This window comes from Sphingobacterium shayense (assembly GCF_013179575.1).
Taxonomy (GTDB): Bacteria; Bacteroidota; Bacteroidia; order Sphingobacteriales; family Sphingobacteriaceae; genus Sphingobacterium; species Sphingobacterium shayense.
Map to the genome: position 1 here is coordinate 1 of NZ_JABMCQ010000154.1, position 10,493 is coordinate 10,493.

The 10,493-nt window shown below is 41.0% G+C and carries 12 protein-coding genes; 8 read left to right on the forward strand and 4 right to left on the reverse strand.

The window, feature by feature from the left end; all coding sequences use genetic code 11:
* Nucleotides 1-1,248, reverse strand: a 1,248-nt coding sequence (locus HP439_RS15170) for an NAD(P)/FAD-dependent oxidoreductase (protein WP_172391184.1), incomplete at its 3' end; no start/stop codon positions are given.
* A 247-nt stretch (nucleotides 1,249-1,495) separates the two neighbouring features.
* Here HP439_RS15170 and HP439_RS15175 point away from each other — a divergent pair.
* Complete coding sequence (locus HP439_RS15175; protein ID WP_172391185.1) at nucleotides 1,496-1,924, forward strand: hypothetical protein; 429 nt, start codon at nucleotides 1,496-1,498, stop codon at nucleotides 1,922-1,924.
* Nucleotides 1,925-2,084: 160 nt separating this feature from the next.
* On the opposite strand, the gene HP439_RS15180 is transcribed toward HP439_RS15175, so the two are convergent.
* Nucleotides 2,085-2,780: an SRPBCC family protein gene (locus HP439_RS15180; RefSeq protein ID WP_172391186.1), complete on the reverse strand. Its 696-nt coding sequence runs from the start codon at nucleotides 2,778-2,780 to the stop codon at nucleotides 2,085-2,087.
* Nucleotides 2,781-3,000: 220 nt separating this feature from the next.
* On the opposite strand from HP439_RS15180, the gene HP439_RS15185 reads away from it, so the two are divergent.
* Nucleotides 3,001-3,741, forward strand: coding sequence for a DUF6036 family nucleotidyltransferase (locus HP439_RS15185; protein ID WP_172391187.1), 741 nt, complete (start codon nucleotides 3,001-3,003; stop codon nucleotides 3,739-3,741).
* Nucleotides 3,741-4,487, forward strand: coding sequence for a metallophosphoesterase family protein (locus tag HP439_RS15190; RefSeq protein WP_172391188.1), 747 nt, complete (start codon nucleotides 3,741-3,743; stop codon nucleotides 4,485-4,487). Before HP439_RS15185 ends, HP439_RS15190 begins: the two co-directional genes overlap by 1 nt.
* 39 nt (nucleotides 4,488-4,526) lie before the next feature.
* Here HP439_RS15190 and HP439_RS15195 read toward each other — a convergent pair whose 3' ends face one another.
* Both HP439_RS15195 and HP439_RS15200 read right to left on the reverse strand, forming a co-directional pair.
* Nucleotides 4,527-5,339 (reverse strand): SDR family NAD(P)-dependent oxidoreductase, encoded by an 813-nt coding sequence (locus tag HP439_RS15195; RefSeq protein ID WP_172391189.1) that lies wholly within the window; start codon nucleotides 5,337-5,339, stop codon nucleotides 4,527-4,529.
* Between the two features lie 259 nt (nucleotides 5,340-5,598).
* Nucleotides 5,599-5,988: an SPW repeat domain-containing protein gene (locus tag HP439_RS15200; RefSeq protein WP_172391190.1), complete on the reverse strand. Its 390-nt coding sequence runs from the start codon at nucleotides 5,986-5,988 to the stop codon at nucleotides 5,599-5,601.
* A gap of 459 nt (nucleotides 5,989-6,447) precedes the next feature.
* On the opposite strand from HP439_RS15200, the gene HP439_RS15205 reads away from it, so the two are divergent.
* The 5 genes from HP439_RS15205 to HP439_RS15225 all read left to right on the forward strand — a co-directional run bounded on the left by HP439_RS15205 (nucleotide 6,448) and on the right by HP439_RS15225 (nucleotide 10,470).
* Nucleotides 6,448-6,951, forward strand: coding sequence for a CinA family protein (locus HP439_RS15205; RefSeq protein ID WP_172391191.1), 504 nt, complete (start codon nucleotides 6,448-6,450; stop codon nucleotides 6,949-6,951).
* A 317-nt stretch (nucleotides 6,952-7,268) separates the two neighbouring features.
* Nucleotides 7,269-7,976 (forward strand): response regulator transcription factor, encoded by a 708-nt coding sequence (locus HP439_RS15210; RefSeq protein ID WP_172391192.1) that lies wholly within the window; start codon nucleotides 7,269-7,271, stop codon nucleotides 7,974-7,976.
* Nucleotides 7,977-9,326 (forward strand): sensor histidine kinase, encoded by a 1,350-nt coding sequence (locus HP439_RS15215; RefSeq protein WP_172391193.1) that lies wholly within the window; start codon nucleotides 7,977-7,979, stop codon nucleotides 9,324-9,326. It begins immediately after the preceding gene.
* Between the two features lie 132 nt (nucleotides 9,327-9,458).
* Nucleotides 9,459-9,974, forward strand: coding sequence for a hypothetical protein (locus HP439_RS15220; RefSeq protein WP_172391194.1), 516 nt, complete (start codon nucleotides 9,459-9,461; stop codon nucleotides 9,972-9,974).
* Nucleotides 9,967-10,470: a hypothetical protein gene (locus HP439_RS15225; RefSeq protein WP_172391195.1), complete on the forward strand. Its 504-nt coding sequence runs from the start codon at nucleotides 9,967-9,969 to the stop codon at nucleotides 10,468-10,470. Before HP439_RS15220 ends, HP439_RS15225 begins: the two co-directional genes overlap by 8 nt.
* Nucleotides 10,471-10,493: the final 23 nt, after the last annotated feature.

Here is a 10,493-nt window from a genome sequence, read left to right on the forward strand (position 1 = left end):
TCTATCGGCAACAAAATGTTTGACAACGTCTAAATTATCACGAAGTGCTGCTCCTATCGAGGACAATGGTCCAAAACGCGCCGGCGAATATAAGTTTGCATATCTGTTTTCCCCGTCCAAAATAAGCTCTGTTATAATTTCGGCAGATAGCGATCCAAAAATCATCCCATTGCCACCGAAGCCTGTAGCAAGATATAACCTATCATTTCCAGGTCCCGGATAGTGGCCTATAAAAGGGAGACTGTCTTGACTTTCATAGTATTGAGACGACCATTGGTATGCTTTGTCCGTCACGTTATAGTTGGCGCGGACAAAGGCCTCGAGTTCTAAGAAATTTAATTTTTCATTTTGATGTGCAGCTGTTTTATGGTCCTGCCCACCGATCATCAAATAACGCTGCGTTCCCATTTTCAATGGACGAATATAATGGAAAGGTTTTTTCATATCGTAGATCACTGCATCCGTATAATCCGCGGCATCCGCTAGCCCCCATACCTGAATATAACTTCGATAGGGTGCAAGCCGAAAGCTCATCAATTGGATTCCCGGTGGCGTATGGGTGGCATACACAACGTCATGAGCCGTAACCTTTAGTCCTGAGGACGTCTGAATCTGCAAATGGTCTCCATTTGCTTCCGTTGCCTCCACAACAACCCGTTCTATTACATTGCCACCCAGAGAAATAAAGGCATCCAACAAACCCTTTAGATACTTCGTAGGGTGGAAATAGCCTTGTTCATCGAACTCGATCGCATAATCAAATGTATCGTGTAAAGGCACCGATTTTGTCTCTTCACAACAGGTCCCCACTTCCCTTATAGCATCTTTAATTCCGATAAGGGAATCTTTTTCCTCACTATTTGTTGCAAACATATAACCGTTACATTTGAAAAAATTACAGTCTATACTGTGACGAGCGACGTTACGTTGAATTATAGAAATCGCTTGGCGAGCAGACTCTGCAACAAGTTTTGCTTTCTCCAGTCCGTGCTTATTAATGATGTCGGTATAGGGAGTGTCCAAAACTGTATTCAGATGGGCGGAGGTTCCCGCGGTAGTCCCGAATCCAATCTTGTTAGCTTCAATTATCAGGCACGAACGCCCTTGCTCTTGCAGTTTCAAGGCCGTGCTCACTCCTGTTATGCCTCCTCCGACAACAACAACATCATAATGCTTAGAAATTTCGCTGTTGAAAGCCTGCAAATGATTTTCTTGCCAAATGCTTTTATTGTGACCATCTCTTTCCATAATTGTATTAATTTTTCAATCGCCTTATCTCCAAATGAACGTACAACGGAGCGTTTCGTTTTTAGATTCTCCAATATATCAGCGCCCCTAGGATGCCTTCTATGTTTACCCTCACATCCATGACGCCGGAAAAAGAATCTACGCAACCTTGTTTGAGTGAATATTCAAGTCTCTAAAACGCTATGCCGAAAAGATTGTTCTAGTAGTAGTAAGACCGCATATCAAGAATATAAAAACTACATACATTATGGAAAAGGATAAAAAAAATAAAATTTTAGATCTCAATATAGAGAACGAGGATAAAAAAATGGGCGAAACCACGGGAGAGGATCTCAAATATAATGCACAAGAAGATAGTTTTGAACTAGATCCCGAAACAGAAGATGAAGAATACCAGCATCCTCTCCCTTATGATACCAGTGCGCCTTCGGGGGAGGACGACAACTCGAGTTACGATGAGGAAAACATCTACACCCGAAATGAGTATCAAGACAAAATGACCATCCTCGACGAGCAGCTCGAAGAATCGGAAACAGATCGAGTGCTTGAATCCTACGAACTTGAAGACAGAGATGAACAGCTGACCAACCAAGAAGAGAACAAATCTCCCGAGGAGGATGAAGAAGGTTACCCCAAGAGAGATGACGCAGGGGGAAGGAACAACCCATTAGAATAATTTAATTTATTTTACAGCGGTTCGTGGACGAACTTTCAGAACCGCGGAATAGGAGTGTCCAATTTGTGCATTAAGAATCCTGATCGAACAATTCCAATAAAATAATAAAGAAGTCGTCAACACCTAGAGTTTACGACTTCTTAAAGTCGTAAACGGTAGCTTATATCGCATAAGATTCGGCCAAGCGTTTTAGCCGCTTAACGAACAACGATATTCCATAATCAAAAAGCGCATTGAATGAACTCGCTACTGTCCGCCCGATTTTTCCAAACGGTGGAGTGTAGCTCACTACCACATTTAGCTTTGTCAAATTCGGTGTCGGACCCGGGGCGAAATCTATTTTTCCGGAATGATAGACTACTGAGTTTTCACCCGTCGACCAGCCAATAAATTCGTTCTCTCTTTCTTTTACAATGAACAATTCGAATACATAGTCCATCCCCATGACGTCCAGCATTACTTCCCAATGTGCTCCTTCAACATCTAACGATTTTACACGCTTCACTCCGGGAATTTGCTGTATTATCACCGAAAAATTGCTGAATAAATCGTAAACAGCGTCAAGTGGAGCTTCGATTATTGCTTCCTTTTTAAAATTTAGCTGACCATGATTTATATTCTTACGTTTCAACCAACTAACCAAAGGGACATCACCGGTCAACCCAAGATAAAGCAGTCCCCCACCAATCGCATAACGCATTATACTGGCGCGTTTTTTTCCGGAAGAGCGAAGCAGATGCTGTCCGGCAAGCAACGCGAGGGTTCTAACCAATGCCTGCCTAGAACGCCTGGCCTGTTCATTGATAAGCTGTTGAGATTTTATCGCTTCTATCTGGATTTCATGTATATTGTTCATATCCTTACAATTAACCTATTTCTTGTCTGTTGTTACTAAAAAACTATATCTTGTCAGGCCGTCCTCGTCAGGCTACCTAGTAATATGAAAACAACGGCAACCCCTAAAAGTTCTCAATTTAACTACCCTTCCCAAAAGCCTACAACGAAATAATCAATGTAATTCAACCAATACCAGAACAATGTAGGTCCGATAAAGGTTCATATTAAAAAAACATGGCATGAAGGACCAAACACAACACGAAGGATCGATGGAATTCTTTCAAGAGGCAATTGATCTATTAACTAAAAGCAGGAGTCGGTTTATGGTCGGGGGTGCTTTTGCAATGTTTCATTATACGGGCATATTTCGCAACACCAAGGATCTTGATATATTTTGTAAGAGTAGCGATTATCCCGGCATACTTAAGCTCTTCGAATCGCATGGCTATCGCTGCGAATTAACCGACATACGATGGCTGGCAAAGGTATTCAAAGATGAAATGTTTATCGATATCATTTTCGACAGCGTGTCCCATATTTGCACAATCGATGAAGACTGGTATGATCGAGCATCTACTGGTAAATTTCTAAACCATCAGATTCTTTTTATCCCGGCAGAAGAGCTCGTATGGTGCAAATTGTATGTCCAGAACAGGGAAAGACACGACAGTGCTGACATTAACCATACGTGGTTAAAGCATGGCAGAAAGATGGACTGGCGGCACCTACTTCGTCGTATGGATCAACACTGGCACCTTTTATTGAGCCAGATACTTTGCTTTCAGTTCGTTTACCCCTCAGACTATCACGACATCATACCAAAATGGCTATTTGACGAATTGATCGATCGAGCCAATGAACAATATGAATTACCAGTAAGTGTGGAAAAAGTCTGCCGGGGACCGATGATCGACCAAACCCAATACCAGGTGGACGTAAAAGAATGGAATTATAAGTCTTATACAATAAAAACGGTATAATGGAAAAGAAAACACGAGTAGCAGCAATGGCTGACATTCATATAAAAACCTCGAATAGAGGACAATGGAAAACTTGTTTTGAAGAAATAACAACACGAGCGGATCTCTTATTGATCGGAGGCGACCTTACGAACACGGGTGACGAAGATGAGGCGCACGTTCTTGCCGACGAAATTAGACATGTGGGCATTCCGGTTTTAGCTGTGTTAGGTAATCATGACTTTGAAAAGGGAAGACAGAAAATCATCCGGCAAATATTACAAGACGCAAATATCAAGATTCTAGATGGCGAAGCCGAAGTGATAGGCAACGTCGGTGTTGCGGGAGTTAAAGGATTTGGTGGTGGATTTGACAAGTATATGCTTTCCATGTTTGGAGAAGATAGTATGAAGGCTTTCGTACAAGAAACTGTAAACGAGTCGTTATTGCTAGATCGGGCATTAGCTAGATTAGAGCAAGAGCATCCCGAGGTCGTAAAAATAGCATTGATGCATTACGCTCCGGTGAGCGGTACGATAGCGGGAGAGCCGCTTGAGATATATCCGTTTCTAGGATCATCGCATCTAGCCGAACCGCTGCAGCGCCGAAATGTGAAAGTTGCATTTCATGGACATGCACACGCTGGACGTTATGAGTCTGTCACCGCGAGTGGCATTCCTGTATATAATGTTGCAGTTAATGTTTTACAAACTCACTTTAACGACACCACGTATTATACAGTTATAGAGATAGCCGGCTCCGAGTAGGAAAATAATGCGTGCAATAATACGTTACGCCGGATACAATTAATATTTCCCTCTCTGTTGATCTCTTGGCTCCTGCATTTTTCCCATCCGAGCTGCACTGGAAGCGTCCGATAGAATATTCCCCGAGACGACATCCAATTTATTTTTAAATCCGGAGATAACCTTGTCCTTTCCTTGAAATAGTCCATCGAATCCATCTTTCGCTACTGCAGCAGGGTCACTTAATTTACCATCCATGACTTTAGAATCTAACATACTGGCAGTTTTGAAGAAATTGGTATCTGTGGGGCCGGGCTCCAAAACCGTAACTGTAACACCAGTATCTTTAACTTCCTGCCTAATTCCCTCTGAAAGAGAAAGCACAAATGCTTTCGTGGCGTGATAAACGGCTTGCCACGGGCCAGGCGACTCTGAGGCAATAGAGCCTAACTGCAGAATTTTACCTTTTTCGTGTGCCACCATATCTTTCAAGAATAAATACGTCAAAGTTGTTAACGAAATGATATTAAGTTGAATAATCTCGAGAACTCGGTCCAAGTCCGATTTGGTAAAAAGACCATATTGCCCTTGGCCGGCATCATTTACCAACACATCGATGAAAATATTTCTTTCACAAATTTCGTTATAAAGCTCAATCGCCGATCCTGGTAAGCTGAGGTCTTTCGACAACGTTATAACCTCCACGCCGTAGCCGTTCACAAGTTCCATTTTCATTCTTGCGAGACCTTCTAATCCTCTGGCAACTATAACAAGATTATAACCATCTTGGGCGAATAACTTAGCTAACTCTTTGCCTATACCTGATGTTCCTCCTGTGATCAAGGCATATTTTTGTAAATTGTCGTTTTTCATGTTTATCGAATTTTATACAGGCTATCTTAGAACGATTTAAAGGGCCCTTTTTTAAAGAACAGCGTAGCGAAATCTTTGTTCTGCCTAATTAAGAATTCCGCAGTATCTCCAGTACTCCCCGTGTTAAGCCAGTTGGAGCACAGAAAGGAGATATCGGAAAAAGCCGGAATAGACACCGTGAAATCACCCTAGCGCGTCAACGAGATTTCAAACTTTTCCTAGCGGTACAACATCTTTGTTCGAAAATCGGATTTTTCTGTTAGCTGTGAGATGAGTGGGGTTGAATCGGAGGCCGAGAACTGATGACAGTTGAACGCGTGTATATTGCCGATCCGAGAATGATTATTCCAATAAATATATGGAAGAAATACGTCTGGGAACTAAAGCGCAAGAGGAAGGGCGATGCAATTAGAAAAATACCTAACAAAATATCAATTGCCAAATGAATTTTCATTGGTATTATCCGGATTAATCCGCCTTCACTCGCCGTTAATATAGATAACAAGGCGACCGCACCACCACTGATGAAGCAAATAGTGGCAGCCATCCCAGAGAAGTCAAACTCAGAAATAAAGGGGCCAATAAGAAGCACAATAACCAGTATGTAATCAATTACTGCGTGCGAATACGTTGGGATAAACTTTCTCATAACGTTTTATATTATTTTACTATTCTCTTTGATTATATTCAAGTTATACAGAAACGAGATCCATTCTGATCTTTGTCTATCATTGTATCCAAGAACAATACGGAGTCCATTTGGTTCATATTAACCCAATAATACTGTATTTACTCCCGTCGGGTATAGGTTGTTTGAGATCCTAATTTGTGAGAAGTACCTGTTCTTAGCGTATTAACCATGGGAGTACCAATCAGCCTATATATTTGCTAAATTTAATTTCGGTAAAAAACCTAGATCGTCTTTATAAACGTTTTAACATTCCTAGAGGAAGCATAAGAAGAATATTGTTAAAGCGGTTGAACAAAATACTATTTCCATGGTTAATAGTACTGCAGAGCGTGCCTTCTGGGAAATTTCCGGCTATTGGAAATGGGGCTATTGTTACCAGCGTACCCTCTGTAAAACTTAAAATTCGAATCGATTAACATGGAGGACTACCGAGACACCGTAGCAGTTTGCTGCAAGAATATCGCAGACAAAAAACTTAGTATAGCATTCGCCGAAAGTGCAACAGCCGGTAAAATGGCGTATGAATTTTCTTTAACAGCCTATTCGGGAGACATACTAAAAGGCGGCTTAGTCTGTTATGATGCTTGCGTTAAGGAAGAGATTCTCGGTATTTCCAAAGAATTAATCCGCAAGTTCACCCCCGAGTCGGTAGAAGTAACGAGAGAAATGTGCCTTCAAATAAAGAAACAAATGAAGGCAGATATTACGGTAGCAATTACAGGACTCACAACGCCCGGAGGCAGCGAAAGCGAAGACAAACCCGTCGGAACGATATTTTATAGTATTGCATTCGCATCCAAAGTTACCAACCAAAGAATTTTACTGGCGGGTACTCCAGAAGAAATCATAAACAGCAGCATTGCCCACATATGCCACACCTTAATTAATATAATAGAGGTGGGCAGCCAATTAAAGCAGTGAACGGACTACCCGTTTGCTAAAGACAAAGGGGCTCCGGGTTTCGCAGACTTGTGCTTTGTTACCAAAGTCTTATTTCAGTCTCCGCCCCTGTGATCGCCAGTCCCTGACGATATTATTTTCAACCCTTCTTTGAGATACGAGAAAAACCGCCGCGAGCATTCAATTCGAAATAACTATTGTTTTGCATAAACCAACGATATTTTGTGATAAACCTGCGCCGATCCATTATGTTCTATTTTAGAAAACACGTTAAAAAACGATAATTTAAAGCACAGTTTTATATCTTAGTGACCTAGAAAATCAAGCGATCTGCGGAAATGGAAAAGTTAAACATACTACTTGTTGAAGATGATGCGGACGTAGCCGAATTCATCATCCAGGGATTAGAGGAAGAAGGTTATGTTGTATTCCATGCAGATAGGTACAGCGGAGTGCTCAAAATCTTGGAAGAACAGTCGGTTGATCTTGTTATATTAGATATTTTACTACCTGAGATGAACGGGTTGGAGGTCTGTAGAAGCCTTCGTGAAATTGGTTTTAAAGATCTCCAGATACTGATGCTAACCGCTCTTGCGAGCCCAGAAAACGTTGTTATTGGTCTCGACAGTGGAGCTGATGATTATTTATCCAAACCGTTTAAATTAATCGAGCTAAAAGCTCGAGTCAGATCCTTGATCCGTCGCAAACGGGAAATCACGCAACAAGCGAAAACGAGCGAGAAGAAACACCATCGTTATGGCTTTATCGAAATGGATGATTACAAGAAAGTGGCCTACTCCTGTGGACAGCCGCTAAACCTAACTTCAACTGAGTACCGATTATTGCTTTTAATGTTGAAATCGCCAGAAAAGGTGTTTGATCGAACAGAACTGTTAGATAAAGTATGGGGTATCAATTTTGATATCGGGTCAAATGTTGTTGACGTATATGTCAACTACCTACGAAAGAAAATTGAAAAAACGACCAAAGAAAAGGCTATTCACACTGTGATAGGTATGGGCTATGTATTAAAAATCGAAGAATAATTGAGAACGTACAACAAATTACTTTACACATTGATCGGTATCTTAGTAATCTATACCGTTACCTTTGTGGTTTTTATATTTTATTCGGTCACAAATTTTGCATTTTCCGATTTCTACAAACGCCTCGATCTCCGAAGAGAAATTACAGCCAACCGCGTTTTAGACACTAAGCGTGAAGGTGTAGAATGGTCAAAAAACTATATCGAAGAACTTTTTAACCAAACGGAATTCGTAATTGAGCTCAACCACAAAAACGGGATTAAAGGCGACAACTATCTTGACCCCTCGATTTGGAGAAAGATAGACAAGGCCGGGCCGACCAACTTTAAAGTGGGTAATAAATTTTACTCAACTAGCGTGTATTTCCAGAACAACAAACGCTACATCATTGGAATTTCCGCAGAAAATTACTTTTATTCACACCACCTCGCTTATCTAAGAAGTCTATTGATCATATCCCTGGTTTTGGGAATTCTTTTTGTCATCGTCGTCTCTCTTTTAGTCAAACGTTCTTTTATCAAGCCTGTTCACCGCTTGATTGGAGAGGTTGAAAAATTTAGTTCTGAAAACCTCTTCCTTAGATTAAATGAAGATCGTGAAAAAGGGGTTCTCCAGAAACTGGCCCAAACGTTCAATCGTATGCTAAACAGAATAGAAACCTCTTTTGAGACTCAGAAGAATTTTATTAGTAATGCCTCTCATGAACTGAACACTCCGTTGACGACGATTATCGGTATTGCCGATCTTGCTCTTTCCAAAGATAGAAGCGTTGAACAATATCAACAATCCTTAAAAAAGATTTTGGTTTCTTCGGAGAATCTAGAGAGGAAAACGCGGGCTCTGCTCATGCTTGCCCAAACGGGGTATCAAAATAACACCTTGAAATTTACGCCAGTTCGTATCGATCAAATTATAATGGATGCGGAAATCGCGGTTAAAGATATCAATTCCAAATTTCACATTAAAACTGATTTCAGCATGTTGCCCGAGGACAGCATGAAGTTAAAAGTAAACGGGTCATCTGCACTACTTCAACTTGCGATATCAAACCTTGTTTCAAACGCGTGTAAATATTCGGAGAATCACACGGCATATGTTGCTTTAGGAGCTGTTGAGAAAGGTGTAATTATTCTTATAAAGGACAAAGGTATCGGGATACCGGAAGAGGAACTAAAATTCGTTTACGACCCTTACTTTCGCGCGTCTAATGTTTCTTTTTACTCAGGATACGGCATCGGGCTACCGCTTGCTCGAAACATCATTCAAATGCACGAGGGAAAACTAACCATCAGTTCAGAACTCGCGAAAGGCACCACAGTCCGTATTGAACTGCCAACGGGGAAATTCTAATCTCATTTTAATTGGGTAGTCATATTCTAATCTCCCCTTAATCTCGTTGCTAAAAATCTAATAGAAAACTAATCTATTTTTCATCACCTCCCTATCTCCTCCCCCTAATTTTGTCATAAACAATGGCAAAAAATGGTAAGTAGAATTTTGATACCTACAGATTTCAGTACCGCTTCTCTCCAAGTGGTGTTGGCGTATCTTGAACAGACGGAGAACCGACAGGTCGAAATCATACTGGCTTGCGGAGTTGACCTTGGCACCTCCATCACGATGCTACTTGGTTTTGACAAGGATTTCTACCTAGATGAAATACAGGGTGAGGATTTCATAAAAGGATGCCAGATGATACGGTCGAGATATAAGGATAAGTTGATCGAAATATACGCAGATCTTGTAATATCTAAAAATCGTAGATACATCGCAAATTATCTAAAAGGAAACCGGATCGAAGAACTGGTACTGTCTGAGCAATACCAACATTCCGACAGCCATCATCATACTTTCGACCTCCATGGCAGACTATGCGAGTTGCAAAAGAAAGTGGGGTCGATAGTCAACAAATTAGCAGTGCGACAACAAGAGAAGGATGAGCGCGACGAACTGGAAGCCTTGTTTTTTAGAAACGATAGAAAATTAAGCTATGAGTAAAGATATTTTAGCAAAACTAAACTACGTCATCATTTTTGGGATTCTAGCATCAGCAAGTCTAGCGGTCAACTGTATGGCAAGCCCCGAACAAATAATTGAAGGTGAATGGATCGAGACCTCGTGGAGCATTGAAAAAGACAATAGTAAAAGTTCGATACCAAATGATTCCCCGGTTTATCAAGATTTAAAGAAAGAAATACTCAGCGATTTTCACGAGATACACCTCGGGCGATGGAATTTTTCTGAAAACAGAACGCTCGCATCCACCAAGGACCACCGTAAGGAACATTTAAAATGGTTCATAAAAGGTCGTGGACACATACTGGAGCTTCATCGCGACGGAAAACGTCTGGAGAGTTTTCAAATTCAAACGATAAACAGAGATAAAATTATTCTCCACCTGAATTTTGATCTTCAGGTAAAGGGTATCATGGAAATCGTTCTAGAACGAGACAATAAAAAGGAAACAAAAGAAATATATGCTAAGGAAGTATAGTACGCACCGTACGCTTGGCGATA

Bases quoted from the DNA above. Each gene is read 5' to 3' on its own strand.
- HP439_RS15175 (WP_172391185.1), top strand. From the start codon at position 1,496: ATGGAAAAGGATAAAAAAAATAAAATTTTAGATCTCAATATAGAGAAC.
- HP439_RS15180 (WP_172391186.1), bottom strand. From the start codon at position 2,780: ATGAACAATATACATGAAATCCAGATAGAAGCGATAAAATCTCAACAG.
- HP439_RS15185 (WP_172391187.1), top strand. From the start codon at position 3,001: ATGAAGGACCAAACACAACACGAAGGATCGATGGAATTCTTTCAAGAG.
- HP439_RS15190 (WP_172391188.1), top strand. From the start codon at position 3,741: ATGGAAAAGAAAACACGAGTAGCAGCAATGGCTGACATTCATATAAAA.
- HP439_RS15195 (WP_172391189.1), bottom strand. From the start codon at position 5,339: ATGAAAAACGACAATTTACAAAAATATGCCTTGATCACAGGAGGAACA.
- HP439_RS15200 (WP_172391190.1), bottom strand. From the start codon at position 5,988: ATGAGAAAGTTTATCCCAACGTATTCGCACGCAGTAATTGATTACATA.
- HP439_RS15205 (WP_172391191.1), top strand. From the start codon at position 6,448: ATGGAGGACTACCGAGACACCGTAGCAGTTTGCTGCAAGAATATCGCA.
- HP439_RS15210 (WP_172391192.1), top strand. From the start codon at position 7,269: ATGGAAAAGTTAAACATACTACTTGTTGAAGATGATGCGGACGTAGCC.
- HP439_RS15220 (WP_172391194.1), top strand. From the start codon at position 9,459: ATGGTAAGTAGAATTTTGATACCTACAGATTTCAGTACCGCTTCTCTC.
- HP439_RS15225 (WP_172391195.1), top strand. From the start codon at position 9,967: ATGAGTAAAGATATTTTAGCAAAACTAAACTACGTCATCATTTTTGGG.